Source organism: Mailhella massiliensis (genome assembly GCF_900155525.1).
Taxonomy (GTDB): domain Bacteria; phylum Desulfobacterota; class Desulfovibrionia; order Desulfovibrionales; family Desulfovibrionaceae; genus Mailhella; species Mailhella massiliensis.
On the sequence record NZ_LT706943.1, the window covers coordinates 75544 to 90723 of the forward strand.

A 15180-nucleotide genomic window follows, 5' to 3' on the forward strand; every position below is an offset into this window, starting at 1 on the left:
CTTTGACAAGTATGCCCCCGTGGAGGAATGTTTTTTTCCGTATTCTGCCGCAACGGGCGGAAGAGACGCCGGAAGTATGGCCGGGGCGGATAAGGGAGCGCGACGGGGAGAAAAGCGTTGCTGGAATTTTTTCGGAACCCGTGAATGCCTTGTCCGGCGGTTATGTTTTGGGCCTGCGCCGGAAGCGGGAGACGTTCGCCGGCGCTTCCTTTCTTGACAAGGGGCATGGTATTGGATAATTGGTTCGATATCGAATTTATTATGCCGGAAGACAGGCAGGCTGTACCGGTCTTTTCAGGGGCTCATCGGAATTGCCGCGACTGCGGAAGGAAGCATGAGAGGGAGAAGGTGCGGGGCGCGATGAATCCGTGCTGCGAAGCGGTCGAACAGACCGGGCCGGAGGCGTTGCGGAAAAGGTATCGCCCGGAGAGTCCGCCTTGCGGATGACTCCCGGAGGGAAGAGGGGCGCTGGTTGCGGAGGGGCGACGGACTTTCAGAAAAGCCATGGGATGGTTCCGCAGGAATCTGCCGCTGCACCCGCCCCACGGAGGTTCCCTGTGTCGCTCTGGCGGCATGGCGACGGACGCCCGGGCTGCTGGAAGAGAGGACGGATTGCCTGCGGTGAGCCGCGTCAGGGCAGAGCGGGATTTCATGAGAACAGGGGGCATGGCGGACAGCCTGGCCGCGACGCCCTGTCGAGGCTCCGGGTAGGGCAGGCGGTGCGCCCTGCCGCAGCCGTACGGCGAAGAGAAGGCGCGCTCAGGGCAAAGGCGGAACGTTGCGGAAAGATTCCTCAGACACATGCCTTTTGTCCGGGAAAATAACGGTTGATTTGTGCTGGTGAAAATAGGATGATTATGAAAGAGACTCCGTTTCGGAGGGAGGGGCCGCTCACGGCCTGCAACGTCTGCGGAGCAGAAGCGGCGGGGCAGGAAATGGCCTCCCGCAGAGGAACACCGGATGAAGAAAAAGGAAAAGGCCGGTCGCGCGCTGGCCGTGCTTGAGCTTTTAAAAAAGCGCTATCCCGTGCCGGAAACCATGCTTGTGCATGAAAATCCGTGGGAACTTCTGGTGGCCACCGTGCTCGCCGCACAGTGCACCGACGCCCGTGTGAACACCATCACGCCGGAGCTTTTCCGTCGCTGGCCCGGCCCCGCAGAGCTGGCGGAGGCCACGCAGGAGGAGCTTGAGACCGTGATACGGCCTACCGGCTTTTACCACAACAAGGCGAAAAATCTTCTCGGCGCGGCAAAACGCGTGACCGAAGTGTTCGGGGGCGAGGTTCCGCACACCATAGCGGAACTCGTCACTCTTCCGGGGGTGGCGCGCAAGACGGCCAACGTGGTGCTCTGGGGTGGTTTCGGCATCAACGAAGGCCTTGCCGTGGATACGCACGTCAAGCGGCTTTCCTTCCGCCTGGGGCTGACGGAACATACCGATCCTGTGCGGATAGAAAAGGATCTCATGCTTCTCTTTCCCCGGGAGGAGTGGGGAGACGTGAATCACCGTCTGGTGTGGTTCGGGCGCGACGTATGCGATGCGCGCAAGCCCGCCTGCGGAGAATGCGAACTTTTTTCCTTGTGTCCGCGCTGCGGATTGAAAAAGGGCGGCGACTGAGAAAAGCCGCCTCGGGAACTTTCCGCAGGGAAATCTGGCGGAGGGAATGGTTATCATAGATCCGGGCTTTGCAGCGGCGAAGTCCCGGCGGTACGGGCAGAATGCTGCCTGTGATGAACAGCAAGAACCTCTCTTTTGAAGAAGGAACGATGATGAACAGATTCTGTGCCTGCCTTGCGCTCGGCGCCTGCCTCGGGCTGGCTGCCTGCGCTCCGCAGGATTGCCGCATGGTGGACGCGCTGGACGGCGGGCAGTTCGTGGCCATGTCCCGGGCCATGCGGCCGGTGATGCTGAAAAAGAACATGGTGGATGCCGAAGGCAACTGGTATTCCCCCATGTTTTCCTCCCGCCCGTCCGATGCGGGCAGAACGCTGGTGGACCGGCTTTCTCCGGCGTTCCGCTTCCCCAACTCCAAGGTGGCGGTGGCTCCTACCTTCCGCGCTCTGCTCAGTGCCGACGCAAAGGTGACGCTGAACGACAACCGTGCCGTCATGGAAGACGGCATGAACCGGGTGGAGCTGGAACTTGTGGCCGTCACGGACTGGAACAACGACGGTACGGACGACTGGCTTGTGATGTGCCGTTCCGGCTATACGGATACCCCCCGCCGTTTCCGGGAATACTATCTCGTCATTATCGACCTGAAGACACCCGTTCTTCAGCCCTATGTGCTCATGGTGCTCGATCATGTGTACAACAGGGTAAAGGTGCAGAGCGACGCCTCGGCAGGGGAGCTTGTGGAAAGCAATGCCGTGGAATACCTGCAGGGGCAGGCCGTGGTGACGCAGGCCCCGGACAGCCGTTCCATGAAAAAGAAACTGGAAGAGGGCTCTTCGCTGAAAGAGAGTTCGCTGAGCCGCTGAAGGGGAGCCCATGCCCGATCTCTGCGTCGAGTTTGCCGCAAGGCGGCGTATGAAGGCCCTGTGGAGGCCTGCGCTGCTTCTTGCCTTCATGCTCGCCCTCGGCTGGTGGTTCGTGGATACCGCATCGGAACAGTACCGCTGGCAATGGTATCGCGTGTGGCGCTTTGTGGGCGTGTGGGAGGACGGCTCCTTCCGGCCGGGAGCGCTTTGCGAAGCGCTCCTCGTCACGTTGCGTCTTACGCTGGCGGGCCTTGCGCTTTCCCTTTTTTCGGGCGCGCTTTTCGCGGCCATGCGTCTCTGTTCCTCGCCCGTGGCGAGGGCGGTTTCGTTTCTTGCGCTGGGGGCGCTTCGCAATACGCCGCTGCTCATGCAGCTTTTCATGGTGTATTTCGTGGTTGCGCCGGTTGTCGGGCTGGGGCCTTTCTGGGCTGCGGTGATTTCCCTCGGCCTGTTTGAAGGCGCGTATGTGGCGGAAATATTCCGTGCGGGCGTCATGGGCGTGCCCCGCGGCCAGTGGGAAGCGGCGCTCAGTCTGGGGATGCCCGTGGGCCTTGCGGCGCGACTGGTGATTGTTCCGCAGGCGGCGCGGCAGATTCTGCCCGCGCTGGTCGGTCAGCTGGTCTCTCTCGTCAAGGATACCTCGCTGGTGAGCGCCATTGCCGTGGCCGATCTGACCATGCGTACCCGCGTCATCATTACCGATACCTTTCTCAGCTTTGAAATGTGGCTGCTTGCCGCAGCCGTGTACCTCGTTCTCACCTCGCTGGTCAGTATTCCTGCCCGGCTTCTGGAACGAAAGGAGCATATATGAAACACTGTCTCGCCGTTTTTCTTCTGGCTCTGGGGCTGGCATTCTGTCTTCCTTCCCAGAGCAGCGCAGCCGACCGCGAATCCGTTGTGGAAAAGGTGGTGCGGCGCGGCACGCTCCGCGTGGGCTTTTCTTCCTTCGTCCCCTGGGCCATGCAGGATAAGGACGGAAAATACATCGGCTTTGAAATCGACGTGGCCGAAAGGCTGGCCGCCGACCTCGGCGTGAAGCTTCAGCTTGTGCCCACCAACTGGGACGGGATCATTCCTGCGCTGCTTTCCGGCAAGTTCGACGTCATCATCGGCAGCATGAGCGTGACTCCGCAGCGCCTGCTTTCCGTGAATTTTTCCGTGCCCTACGATCATGCCTATGTGGACGTGACGCTGAACAGGGAAAAGGCTTCCGCCATCAACAGACTTGAGGATCTGAATGCGGAAGGCGTGACCATTGCCGTGCGTACCGGCACTACCGCCGCCGCGGCTGCGGCCAGGCTCTTTCCCCGGGCGAGCCTGAGAATGTTCAATGACGAAGCCCCCGCCGTGGAGGAAGTGCTTTCCGGCCGCGCCCATGCTTTCATGTCCAGCGCGCCGCTTCCCGCCATGGAAACGTTGAAGCACGGCGATACGCTGGTGCAGAAGTTTGAAACGGGGCTGGCCATGCAGCCTGTGGCCTTTGCCGTGGTCAAGGGAGACTTCGATACCCTCAACGTGTTCGACAACTGGATCCGGCTTGTGGAAGAGGAAGGCTGGCTTCAGGAACGCCGCGACTACTGGTTCAAATCCGACGCATGGCAAAGCAGACTCAACTGAACTTCATTCCCGGCCACTCCGCTCCGCGTTCGTGGAGCCGGCTGAACGGCTGGGATGCGCTTCTCGCCGCAGCGGTGGCCGCGCTGGTTCTGGCTTTCGTGTGGCGTTCCATGAGTGTGACGCGGCACGCCTGGGACTGGGCGGCTCTCGGGCCGTACATCGTTTCGCGCGATGCCTCCGGCGCGTGGCAGGCGGGTATGCTGCTCAAGGGACTGTTCGCCACCTTGCGCCTGGGCTTCTGGTCTCTTCTTGTGGCGCTGGTCACGGGGGGCCTTGTGGGAGCGCTTTCCGCGCGTCAGAGGGGGCTTGCGGCCCTGCCCGCCGTGCTGTACATCACCGTGCTGCGCAATACGCCGCCGCTGGTGCTGCTTTTCCTTGTGTATTTCTTTGCCGGGTCCTTCTTTTCCGAACCGTTTCTGTATCTGGAAGATACGGTGGCCGCCATGCCCGCCTGGGCTCAGTCGCTGATAACGGCTCTTTTCGCCCCGCAGGGGCAGATGGACCGCATGGCCGCCGCCGTGCTCACCCTCGGCGTGTATTCCGGGGCCTATGTGGCGGAAATCGTGCGCGGGGCGCTGGAGGCCGTGGACAGAACGCAGTGGGATGCTTCGGCGTCCCTCGGTATGAATCCCTGGCAGCAGATGCGCTGGGTGATCGCTCCGCAGGCCTTCCGGCTCATGCTGCCGCCGCTGACGGGACAGTGCATTTCCGTATTCAAGGAAACGGCGCTGGCCTCGGCCATATCGCTGCCGGAACTGACCTTCCAGAGCCTGGAAGTCATGGCCGTTTCCCGTATGACCTTTGAACTGTGGCTCGTCACCGCGGCCATGTATCTTCTGGTTTCCTGCTTCTGGGCGTGGCTGGGGCGCAGGCTGGAACGAAGGCGCGGCATGATGCACGCATAATACGGCCGTACTTTTCCGTATGCCCTTGAGGAATGTTTTCTGCAAAGCCCGGAGTTTCGTCTTCCGGGCTTTTTTTTCTGGAAGGGGGCCGTGAATCGGGGAGAGGGGAACCTGAGCGGGAAGGCCTCTCGTTATCGCAGCAGTAAACGGCGTTTGCCCGAAGAGACGTGCATCATGCGGCAGAAAGCCGGAGGCGATGCAAGGCGGAAAGGGCATGGTGCAGGCGTGCGGAATCGAGGCATGGCTGGTCCGCAGCCGGCCTGTAAGGGGAAAAGACACGGTGATGGTATTTCTGCGGTAGGGCGAAAGCCGGTCTGGGGGATGGCGTTTCGTTGCACCTCCATGCCTACGCGCGGAGATGAAGGGAGCATCCGGCAGAAGATACGCAAAGATGCGCCCCGGCATGGGCGAGATGTCGGCGGACCGTGAGGAAAAAGCGGAGAAGCCGACAGCGTCCCGAAGCATTATCGGTTAATGACATTCGAGGCGGAGCGTGATGTCTTCCCTGCTCGGAGAGGCAGAAAGAGGCGCATTGTCGCAGGTATCTTTTCCGTGTTCATCCGGCTGCGGCATCCTCGGCGCAGGCACGGACGAAGTTTTCCGCCCAGTGCGGCACGGCAGGGGCGAAAAGGTGCGTCCAGCAGGCGAAGGTACGGCGCACGAGAAGTCCGTCGTAACGGATGCCGTCTTTTTCATACATGCCTGTTCCCGGAGAAAGCTCGAGACAGCACGGGGGCAGAAGCCCCTGCGGCCACTCGCAGCGGGAATAGTGGAATTCATGCCCGTGCCATACGCTTCCCAGAGGATGGAAGGGGTTGGGAGCGGCGACGCGGGCCGTCACATAACCGAGCCCCTGCGGACGGCGGAAAAAACGCGGGCGCGGCGGCAGAATCCCCGCCATGGGGCGGGGGCCGTCATCGAGCGTCAGCGCGTCGCACAGTATCATGAAGCCTCCGCATTCCGCGTAAATGGGGCGGCCCGCCAGGGAAAGGGCGCGTATGTCTGCAAGGTGCGGCGAGGCGCTGATTTCATCGGCAAAAAGTTCAGGGTAGCCTCCGCCGAGATAGAGCCCGTCGATGTCCGGCCACGGAGCGTCGTCAAAAAGGCTCAGGCGTACCAGCCGTGCGCCTGCTGCGCGCAGGGCTTCCAGATTTTCTTCGTAATAGAACCACAGCGCTTTGTCGTGCACATAGCCGATGAGAGGGCCTCCGTGCGCTTCTTTTTGCTTTTCCTCACAGGGCAGGTCGGGAAGAGAGGGCGCGGTACGCGCGAGGGCAAGGATGCGTTCCGTATCGCTGTTGTTTTCCAGAAGATCGGCCAGAGAGTCCAGCACGGCGTGAGCTGCCGGATCGGCCTCGTCCAGAGACAGCCCCATGTGCCGTTCCGGCAGAGGATTGTGATGCAGGCGCGGCAGAATGCCCACGACGGGGATATCGGTATAGGTTTCCACGGCGCGGCGCAGCATGGAGCCGTGGCGTTCGCCCGCCACGTTGTTCAGCATGACGCCCGCAAGGTTCAGCTCCGGCTCGAAACGGGCGATGCCCGAAACCACGGCGGCCGCCGTGCGCGTCATTTTGGCGCAGTTCATGGTAAGGATGACGGGAGCCTTCAAAAGGCGTGCCACATGTGCGGTAGAGCAGGAGCCTTCCACATCGCGGCCGTCGAAAAGTCCCCGGTTGCCTTCGATGACGGCCATGTCGGCCGGGCGTCTGGCGCAGGTAAGGGAAAAGCGGCGCAGCAGCGCGGCGTCATCCAGAAAATACGGGTCCAGGCAGGCGGCAGGCCTTCCTGCGGCAAGAGCAAGCCATGCGTAGTCGATGTAGTCCGGTCCTTTCTTGCAGGGCTGCACGGCAAGGCCGCGTCGGGCGAAAAGCCGCGTGAGTCCCAGCGAAACCAGAGTCTTGCCGCTTCCTCCGGAAAGCCCGGAAATAACGAGTCTTGCCTGTTCCATGAGCATGAGGGGGAAAAAGGTGATGTGCGCCTGTACGCAGCGTAAGGAATCCTGAGGGGGAGAACGGGGCGGCCGCCTCATCCGTCCAAGGCGGAAGATTGCTGCCGGCGGAATTTCGCCCCGAATGTCGGAAATGCCCGGTAGTTGTTCCCTGCGTCGCTCCGTGCCGCGTGTTTTTCTTCCGTGCCGGAAAAGCGCATGGGAAGACCGCGTCTGTTCCGAGGGGGCCTGCCTATGCGCTTTTCCCCGGGGCTTTGCCCTGCCGGGGAGGGCAGAAGACAGCGGCACCCCGCGGAGGATGCGGAATCTTCGGAGAATGCTTCCGCCGTTTTTTCCCGTAAAAGGCACGGGAGCTTCCCGGAGGGAACGGGGCGGCCCGGATTTCGGCACGGCGGAGCTTCCGGCGGCGGCCCCATCGAAAAAGGGGAAGATCCCGGAAGATCTTCCCCTTCATGTTTCGGCTTTGCTGAAGCTTGCGCGGGCCGCGCAGGCGGCCCTTGCCCTTCAGCGGGCGATATTATTCGCCTTCTTCAGTAGCGCCCTGCTTGCCGGCGCCCTTGAGGCCGTACATGGTGGTGGAACCGGAGGACCAGTAAGCCACCTTTTCGTCGTCCACCAGAGCGGTGAGGACGTTCTTGACCTTGCGGGGGCTGGAGCCGGGGAACAGTTCGAGGAACTGGTTGAAGTAGAACTTGGTCTTGGCGCCGGGCTTGCTGGTCTTTTCCACCAGCCAGTTGTACACCAGAGTCTTGTCTTCTTCGGTCACGCCGGCGTTGGAAGCTTCGGCGTGGGCTTCGGCGCCCTTGTAGGCTTCAGCGGCCAGTTCAGTGAACTTGAACTGGGTGGACTGACGCCAGCTGAAGTAGGCCTGTTCGCGGAAGTCGTCGATGAGCTGGGGGGTGAATTCCAGATCGGTCAGTTCGAAGAACTTTTCCCAGCCGATACGTTCGGCCCAGTCGCCCAGGCGTTCGTACTTGTTGGCGTTTTCGGCGTACACGTCAAGGATGCGCTTGACGGTGGCGCACAGCGTAGGCCAGCGGGGCGGTTCGTTTTCGATGTAGGAAACGACGACCTTGGAGAACTTGGGACGGCTGATACGGTTGGAGATCTTGCCGCCGACCATGATGAGCACGCCGTCGCCTTCGCCGTCGGAGATGGGAAGGGCGGGGCACATGGTGTAGCAGTTACCGCAGTACATGCAGCGTTCCTGCTTGATGGCCACGGTGTTGATCTTCTTGCCGTCGAGTTCTTCCTTGGCGGGACGCACGGCGGCCACGGGGCAGGCGGCGACGGCCAGAGGAATTTCGCAGAGCTGGTCAACCCATTCCTGGTCGATCATCGGGGGCTTGCGGTGAATACCCACGACGCCGATGTCGGAAACGTGCACGGCGCCGCACATGTTAAGGCAGCAGGCCAGGGAGATGCGCACGGGGGCGGGCAGACGATGGTTCTGGAAGTCGGAGAACACGGTGTCCATCAGGGCCTTCACCGGGCCGGAGGCGTCGGTGGCGGGGGTGTGGCAGTGCAGCCAGCCCTGGGTGTGCACGATGTTGGTCACACCGGCGCCGGTGCCGCCGATGGGGAACTTGTAGGAACCGCCGGGGAACTTGCGGGAAGCAAGGTCGGCCTTCAGTTCTTCAAGAACCTTGGGATCGGTCACCATGAACTCGATGTTGTTACGGGTGGTGAAACGAACGTGACCGTCGCAGTACTTGTCGGCGATTTCGCAGATTTCACGGATGTGCACGGTGGTCATGGTACGGGCGCCGCCGCAGCGGACGGTGTACACCTTGTCGCCGCTTTCGGCCACATGCATGAGCACGCCGGGTTCCAGAATTTCGTGGTAGAGCCACTTGCCGAAGTTCTTGGCAATGACCTCAGGGAAGAAGGAGTCGTACTTGCGGGGTCCGATATCGGAGATACGACCTTCCATGGGTTTTGCAGGATTGTAACCGGAAGAAATAAAAGCCATTTTTGCTCTCCTCTCTGATTAGCGCAGGTGACGCTGACGGTAAGCAGCGATGTCACGGGTCCAGCCGCCGGGCACGTCCTCTTCCTTGAAGAGAATGTAGGGGTTCGTGCGGGGCTCGATGACGTGCTGAGGAATGGCCGGGATTTCGGTCACTTCAAGCAGCTTCTGGAAGGAGAGACGCTTGATGGTTTCGCCAACACGTTCGCGGTTCTTGCCTTCTTCCATCCACCAGTCCCAGATCTTTTCGATGACGGACTTGATTTCGTCGAAGGGTTCTTCCGCGGGAATGAAGGGAACGAGCAGGGAGCCCATCTGAGCGCCGTCGAGAATGGGGGCCTTGGCGCCGACGAGGATGGAGGCGCCGCGGTCGTCACCGACATGCAGAGCGCGGGGCATGGTGTTGATGCAGTGCATGCAGCGCACGCAGTTCGCGGTGTCGATGGACAGCTTGTTGCCGTCCCAGCTCATGCAGTGGCTCGGGCAGAGGTCGATGACTTCCTTCTGGAGGTCGAACTTGCCCCAGTCGCGGCCGGAGTGAGCGCCGGCGTTGGGAGCGAACTCACCGGCCACATAGGCCTTCACGGCATCCTGGTCGATCTTGATGTCGTCCTTCCAGGTGCCGACCACGGCAAAGTCGGAACGGGCCATAGCGGCCACGCAGCCGTTGGGGCAGCCGTCGAACTTGAACTTGAACTTATAGGGGAAGGCGGGGCGATGCAGTTCGTCCTGGTAGTCCTGGGTGAGCTGGTAGCAGGCGAGCTGGGTGTTGTAGCAGGCGTATTCGCAGCGGGACATGCCCATGCAGGCGGCGGGGGTACGCAGGTTGGAGCCGGAACCGCCGAGGTCGACGTCCATCTTGTGGGTCAGTTCGTAGAAGATTTCTTCGAGCTGAGGAGTCTGGGTGCCGATGAGCACCATGTCGCCGGTGGAGCCGTGCAGGTTGGTCAGACCGGAGCCGCGCAGATCCCAGATGTCGCAGATGCCGCGCAGGTATTCGGTGCTGTAGAACTTACCGGAAGGCTGAGCCACGCGGACGGTATGGAAATGGGCCACGCCGGGGAACTTTTCGGGCTGGTCGCAGTAACGGCCGATAACGCCGCCGCCGTAACCGAACACGCCCACGATGCCGCCGTGCTTCCAGTGCGTTTCCTTGTCTTCATAGGAAAGTTCCATGACACCCAGCAGATCCTCGGGGGCATCGCTGGGAATCTGATAATCCAAGCCCTGAGCGTTTTCGGCTCTGCTCGCGGCAAGCTGCTTGATATCAGATACAAAGCTGGGCCAGGGCCCGGATTCGAGCTGGTCCAACAGGGGGGTTGCATGTTTCGCCATTGCCTTACCTCCACATGGTTGATTATGGGTCTGTCGCTTTGCCAACCAATGAGCCGGAAAAACTTTCCGTTCAGACAGAGCGACCCCTGATACACCAATACTGGGCCGGATGTGCGAGGGCACAGTACAAGTCCCGGCCTTACAGCGTGTAACTCCGTTACTACCCTATTTTAGGGGGGAGCACAATAGCTCCGGTTCTGTTCACAAGCCAGTCTGGCTCCCCATAGAGGGAAAAAGGGTGAAAAAAACTGTGTTTTCAATAATTAAGCCATAAAACGGCTTTTTTTTCAAGTGCTGCGCCGGGCGGAAGTGGTTCCAGAAAGGAACGAGCGGAGGGAAGCGGAGGAGCGCGTTGGGAACGGCTGTTTTATAATATGTTGAAATGCTGGATGTTATTTTTCGGGAAAAAGTATCCGGGCAGGTTCCTGCCGGAAAAAGCCAAGGGAAAAAAAGAACAAAGTGCGGGACGGATTTAATTTTTTTGCCGTCGTTTCCTCCTGCCGGGCGGAAAGCGGAAGGAAAATTTAACGGAAGGCATAATACTTTATTTTTCCTGTTTTAACAGGTATGATGTTGCATTCCTGAAAAAAGGTCTGTCCCGACGGGCGGCCATACGGAGGTACAATGATTCTTTTCAAGAAAAGTTCCGAGCGCAGTCTTCACCTTGAAGAGCGGGCCGACCCCCAGCTTTACCGCGAACTTTTCCCCTATACCAGAATCGGGCGCATCGGATTCGACGGCACCATCATAGCCCCCCGCCCGGCGGACCCGTGCTTCATTACCGATACCACCTTCCGTGACGGGCAGCAGGCCCGACCTCCGTACACGGTGAAGCAGATCGCCCATATCTTCGATCTGCTGCACAAGCTCGGCGGCAAGAGCGGGCTCATTCAGGCTTCGGAATTCTTCATGTATTCCGCCAAGGACCGCAAGGCCATAGAAACCTGTCGCGCCCGCGGCTACCGTTTCCCCCGGGTGACGGGCTGGATACGCGCGAAGGAAGAGGATCTGCGCATTGCAAGGGATATGGAATTCGACGAGGTGGGGCTGCTCACCAGCGTGTCGGACTATCACATATACCTTAAATTAGGGAAGACCCGGCAGCAGGCCATGGACGACTATCTGCGCATCGTGGAACGTGCCCTGGAATGGGGCATCGTGCCGCGCTGCCATTTTGAAGACGTCACCCGCGCGGACATACACGGCTTCTGCCTGCCCTTTGCCGCGCGTCTCATGGAGCTTGCCCGCAAGGCCTCCATGCCGGTGAAGATACGCCTGTGCGACACCATGGGCTTCGGCGTGCCCTATGCCGGAGCGGCGCTTCCGCGTTCGGTGCAGGGGATCGTGCGCGCCTTCACCGACGAGGCGGGCGTGCCCGGTCAGTGGCTGGAATGGCACGGCCACAACGACTTTCACAAGGTGCTGGTCAACGGCGTCACGGCCTGGCTGTACGGCTGTGCCTCGGTGAACGGCACCCTGCTCGGCTTCGGCGAGCGCACGGGCAACACGCCTGTGGAAGCGCTGGTCATGGAATACATTTCCCTCACGGGCAACGACGACGTGGCGGATACCACGGTGATTTCCGAAATCGCCGAATATTTCGCCAAGGAGCTGGAATACGCCATTCCGCCGAACTATCCCTTCGTGGGGAGCGACTTCAACGCCACGAGCGCGGGCGTTCATGTGGACGGTCTTTCCAAGAACGAGGAAATCTACAATATCTTCGATACCGCGAAGATACTCAACCGCCCCGTGCCCATCATCATTACCGACAAGTCCGGACGTGCGGGCGTGGCCTACTGGATCAACAGCAATCTGGAACTGGACGAAAGCCGCCGCGTGACCAAGAAGCACCCTGCCGTGGGCCAGATATACAACGCCATCATGCAGGCCTACGAAGCCGGGCGCAATACCTCCTTCTCCAACAAGGAAATGCTCGCCCTTGTGCGCCAGTTCATGCCCGAGCTTTTCGTTTCCGAGCTGCAGAAGCTCAAGAGGGTGGCGAGCCGCCTCGCCTCCGGCATCATGATGCGTCTTGCCGACGCCTGCCGTGCAAGCGCCACGCAGGAAGAGCGCAACAACGCCCTGCAGAGCTTTGCCGATCACTATCCCTATATACAGTTCATCACCCTTACCGATGCGAAGGGCAAGCTGCTCAAGGCCGTGGTGGCGGACGAGGCCAATACCGGCAAGTACGGGCATCTGCCCGATCCGGGCTATGACTATTCCGACAGAGGCTGGTTCAAGATGCCCATGCAGGACGGCGAGCTGCACGTTACCGACGTGTACCAGTCGCAGTACACCGGAGCGCTCATTCTTTCCGTCTCCCAGGCCGTGACGGATGAGAACGATGAAATCGTGGGCGTTCTTTGCGGCGACATTCAGCTTGAGGAGATACTCAAGCATACCGACGATCTGGAAGCCGAAGAAAAGAACAGCTCGGATCAGATGTAGTTTTCTTTCCGGGGGAGCGGGAGCTCCCCCGCTTTGTATGCGCCCCGCTCCGTTTTCCGGGCGGGGTCTTCACGCGGCACGGGAGCGTTTCCGCTCCGCCCATGCCGCGTCACCGTCAAACGGATATCCACCGGGAATTTCTGCCATGCGGCCCATCATCACCTCCCTTTTTTCCCTGTTCAAGGTCGGACCCGGCCCTTCGAGCTCGCACACCATAGGCCCCATGACGGCGGGCCGTCTTTTTTCCGCAGACTGCGCCGGGCTGCCCCGCGAAGTGCTGGCCCGCGCCTCGCGCATACGGGTGCGTCTTTTCGGTTCTCTGAGCGCCACGGGCGAAGGCCACGGCACCGACGCCGCCGTGCTTGCGGGCATTCTCGGGGTACGCCCGGAAGACTGCCCTCAGGGCTTTCTGTCAAAGCTTTCTGCGGAACCCGCCCGGGAATATCGTGTGGAACTCGGCGTAGGCAGCGCGCTTGTTTCCCTTTCCGATATCGTGCACGACGCCGTCGTGCACAACTATCCCTACAGCAACACGCTCCTTGCCGAACTGCACGACGCGGCGGGCGCGATACTCTTTGAGAAGGCCTATTATTCCGTGGGCGGCGGTTTCGTACAGTGGGACGGGTGGAAGGCCCCGGAACTCGGCGACCCCGTGTATCCCTACGGCAACATGAAGGAGCTGAGGAACATCGTCCGCAGTCAGGGCCTGAACATCTACGAAATCATGCTGGCCAATGAGGCGGCCATTACCGGAGCTTCGCGCACCACCATCATCGACGGGCTGAACGAGCTTCTGGACAGGATGGAGGAGTCGGTGAAGCACGGGCTTGAGGGCAGCGGCTATCTTGCCGGACCGCTCAAGGTGGAACGCAAGGCGCACATGCTGCGCGAACGTGCGCTGGCGCTTCGGGATTCCCCTGTCAAGTTCCTTGCCGGACTCAACGCCTACGCCTTTGCCGCTTCGGAGGAGAACGCCGCAGGCGGCGTCATCGTTACCGCACCCACCTGCGGTTCCGCAGGCGTCATGCCCGCGCTGGTGTATGCCATGCGTCACGACATGTTCATCGGCGACCGCGCCATCCGCGAGGGCTTTCTTGCGGCTGCGGCCGTGGGCTTCATTGCCAAGCACAACGCCAGCATCGCCGGGGCGGAAGTGGGCTGTCAGGGGGAAATCGGGGTGGCTTCAGCCATGGCGGCCGCCATGTTCACCGATGCGCAGGGCAATCCCTCCCGCTATGTGGAAAACGCCGCGGAAGTCGCCCTGGAGCATCACCTCGGCATCACCTGCGATCCCGTGGGCGGTTATGTGCAGATTCCCTGTATTGAGCGCAATGCCATGGGGGCGGTCAAGGCCTTCAACGCGTCGCTCATCAGCACGGGAACGCGCCCCGAGGCTCACCGCGTTTCTCTGGATGCGGCCATTGCCGCCATGGCGGAAACCGGCAGGGAAATGAGTCATAAATTCAAGGAAACCTCCATGGGCGGTCTTGCCGTCAGCATGGTTACCTGCTGACCGGCGGCTGCGCGCCGTTCCTTTTTTCTACTTTTCAGGGAAAGGGAGTCGTCATGCGGGAAAGATACGGTAATATTTCCTTGTCCCGCTTTGTCTTGTCAGCCTGATATGAAAAAGATATAGTCGCGCAAAAGGAGCTTATCATGTCTTTTTTTCGTCATATATGTTTGACCCTTGCGTTGCTTTCCGGCGCTCTTGCGGCGGCCGGAGGCGCGTATGCCGCCCCTGCATCCGCCCCCGCGGCCGATCCTGCCGCGCAGCTTGAGGCAATTCTGAGCGAACACCCCGAACTCATTCTGAACGTGCTGAAGCAACACAGCGAGGAAGTGCTCGACATTGTGCAGATGGGCTCCGACAAAAGGCGTCGCGCCGTGCTCCTCCAGCAGTGGGAGAAGGATATCAGGGAACCCAAGCAGGTGGCTCTGGAAGGACGGCCTGCGGGCGGGCCCGACAACGCGCCCGTGACCATCATCGCCTTTTCCGACTTCGTATGCACCTATTGCCATCAGGCTGCCTACACCGTGGGTAATCTCATGAAGCGTTATCCCGGCAAGATCCGTCTCATCTTCAAGCAGGTCCCCAAGACGGAATCGGGCCGCATCGCTGCGGAATGGTTCATTGCCGCCTATCAGATGGACAAGGCCAGGGCATGGAAGATGTACGCGCTCATTTTCGACCGGCAGAAGCAGGTGGAAGAAAGCGCTCTTGCCACGCTCCGCGCCATCGCGTCGGAAGTGGGCTATGATGCGAAGACGCTTGAAGCTTCGGTAAGGAGCAGGACGAAGGAACTGGACGCCGTGCTGGCCGGTGATGCTGCCGACGCGAATGCGCTTGGCTTTGTGGGGACGCCGTATTTCCTTGTGAACAACATGGTTCTGCGCGGCGCGCTGCCCATGGAAAATTTTGCGGACGCCGTGGAAATGGCGCTTGCGAATACGAATACGGCGGCCAAGTAG

The 15180-nt window shown here is 60.7% G+C and carries 11 protein-coding genes and 1 pseudogene; 8 read left to right on the forward strand and 4 right to left on the reverse strand.

What is annotated here, in order from left to right; genetic code table 11:
- Window positions 1-960 precede the first annotated feature (960 nt).
- The 5 genes from nth to CZ345_RS03980 all read left to right on the forward strand — a co-directional run bounded on the left by nth (window position 961) and on the right by CZ345_RS03980 (window position 5002).
- Window positions 961-1617: an endonuclease III gene (gene nth / locus CZ345_RS03960; RefSeq protein WP_077071907.1), complete on the forward strand. Its 657-nt coding sequence runs from the start codon at window positions 961-963 to the stop codon at window positions 1615-1617.
- 152 nt (window positions 1618-1769) lie between these two features.
- Window positions 1770-2480, forward strand: a complete 711-nt coding sequence (locus CZ345_RS03965; RefSeq protein ID WP_077071908.1) for a hypothetical protein — start codon at window positions 1770-1772, stop codon at window positions 2478-2480.
- Between the two features lie 10 nt (window positions 2481-2490).
- Window positions 2491-3291, forward strand: a complete 801-nt coding sequence (locus CZ345_RS03970; RefSeq protein ID WP_077071909.1) for an amino acid ABC transporter permease — start codon at window positions 2491-2493, stop codon at window positions 3289-3291.
- Complete coding sequence (locus CZ345_RS03975) at window positions 3288-4097, forward strand: transporter substrate-binding domain-containing protein (protein ID WP_077071910.1); 810 nt, start codon at window positions 3288-3290, stop codon at window positions 4095-4097. Before CZ345_RS03970 ends, CZ345_RS03975 begins: the two co-directional genes overlap by 4 nt.
- Window positions 4076-5002 carry an amino acid ABC transporter permease gene (locus tag CZ345_RS03980; RefSeq protein WP_077071911.1) on the forward strand — a complete coding sequence of 309 codons (927 nt, stop codon included), beginning with the start codon at window positions 4076-4078 and terminating at the stop codon, window positions 5000-5002. Before CZ345_RS03975 ends, CZ345_RS03980 begins: the two co-directional genes overlap by 22 nt.
- A gap of 556 nt (window positions 5003-5558) precedes the next feature.
- Here CZ345_RS03980 and CZ345_RS03985 read toward each other — a convergent pair.
- The 4 genes and pseudogenes from CZ345_RS03985 to dsrA form a co-directional block, all read right to left on the reverse strand.
- Window positions 5559-6959 (reverse strand): cobyrinic acid a,c-diamide synthase CobB, encoded by a 1401-nt coding sequence (locus CZ345_RS03985; RefSeq protein WP_338039502.1) that lies wholly within the window; start codon window positions 6957-6959, stop codon window positions 5559-5561.
- 511 nt (window positions 6960-7470) lie between these two features.
- Window positions 7471-7719, reverse strand: a complete 249-nt coding sequence (locus CZ345_RS17320; protein ID WP_420843766.1) for a dissimilatory sulfite reductase D family protein — start codon at window positions 7717-7719, stop codon at window positions 7471-7473.
- A gap of 63 nt (window positions 7720-7782) precedes the next feature.
- Window positions 7783-8925, reverse strand: a pseudogene (gene dsrB, locus CZ345_RS03990) (dissimilatory-type sulfite reductase subunit beta); the annotation flags it as partial.
- 18 nt (window positions 8926-8943) lie between these two features.
- Window positions 8944-10257, reverse strand: coding sequence for a dissimilatory-type sulfite reductase subunit alpha (gene dsrA, locus CZ345_RS03995; protein WP_077071913.1), 1314 nt, complete (start codon window positions 10255-10257; stop codon window positions 8944-8946).
- A gap of 624 nt (window positions 10258-10881) precedes the next feature.
- Between dsrA and CZ345_RS04000 the strand changes: the two genes are divergently transcribed.
- The 3 genes from CZ345_RS04000 to CZ345_RS04010 all read left to right on the forward strand — a co-directional run bounded on the left by CZ345_RS04000 (window position 10882) and on the right by CZ345_RS04010 (window position 15180).
- Entirely contained in the window at window positions 10882-12711 is a 1830-nt protein-coding gene (locus CZ345_RS04000) for a triose-phosphate isomerase (RefSeq protein ID WP_077071914.1), read from the forward strand.
- A 145-nt stretch (window positions 12712-12856) separates the two neighbouring features.
- Complete coding sequence (locus CZ345_RS04005; protein WP_077071915.1) at window positions 12857-14224, forward strand: L-serine ammonia-lyase; 1368 nt, start codon at window positions 12857-12859, stop codon at window positions 14222-14224.
- Window positions 14225-14367: 143 nt separating this feature from the next.
- Window positions 14368-15180, forward strand: a complete 813-nt coding sequence (locus CZ345_RS04010; RefSeq protein WP_077071916.1) for a DsbA family protein — start codon at window positions 14368-14370, stop codon at window positions 15178-15180.

Bases quoted from the DNA above. Each gene is read 5' to 3' on its own strand.
- nth (WP_077071907.1), top strand. From the start codon at position 961: ATGAAGAAAAAGGAAAAGGCCGGTCGCGCGCTGGCCGTGCTTGAGCTT.
- CZ345_RS03965 (WP_077071908.1), top strand. From the start codon at position 1,770: ATGAACAGATTCTGTGCCTGCCTTGCGCTCGGCGCCTGCCTCGGGCTG.
- CZ345_RS03970 (WP_077071909.1), top strand. From the start codon at position 2,491: ATGCCCGATCTCTGCGTCGAGTTTGCCGCAAGGCGGCGTATGAAGGCC.
- CZ345_RS03975 (WP_077071910.1), top strand. From the start codon at position 3,288: ATGAAACACTGTCTCGCCGTTTTTCTTCTGGCTCTGGGGCTGGCATTC.
- CZ345_RS03980 (WP_077071911.1), top strand. From the start codon at position 4,076: ATGGCAAAGCAGACTCAACTGAACTTCATTCCCGGCCACTCCGCTCCG.
- CZ345_RS03985 (WP_338039502.1), bottom strand. From the start codon at position 6,959: ATGCTCATGGAACAGGCAAGACTCGTTATTTCCGGGCTTTCCGGAGGA.
- dsrA (WP_077071913.1), bottom strand. From the start codon at position 10,257: ATGGCGAAACATGCAACCCCCCTGTTGGACCAGCTCGAATCCGGGCCC.
- CZ345_RS04000 (WP_077071914.1), top strand. From the start codon at position 10,882: ATGATTCTTTTCAAGAAAAGTTCCGAGCGCAGTCTTCACCTTGAAGAG.
- CZ345_RS04005 (WP_077071915.1), top strand. From the start codon at position 12,857: ATGCGGCCCATCATCACCTCCCTTTTTTCCCTGTTCAAGGTCGGACCC.
- CZ345_RS04010 (WP_077071916.1), top strand. From the start codon at position 14,368: ATGTCTTTTTTTCGTCATATATGTTTGACCCTTGCGTTGCTTTCCGGC.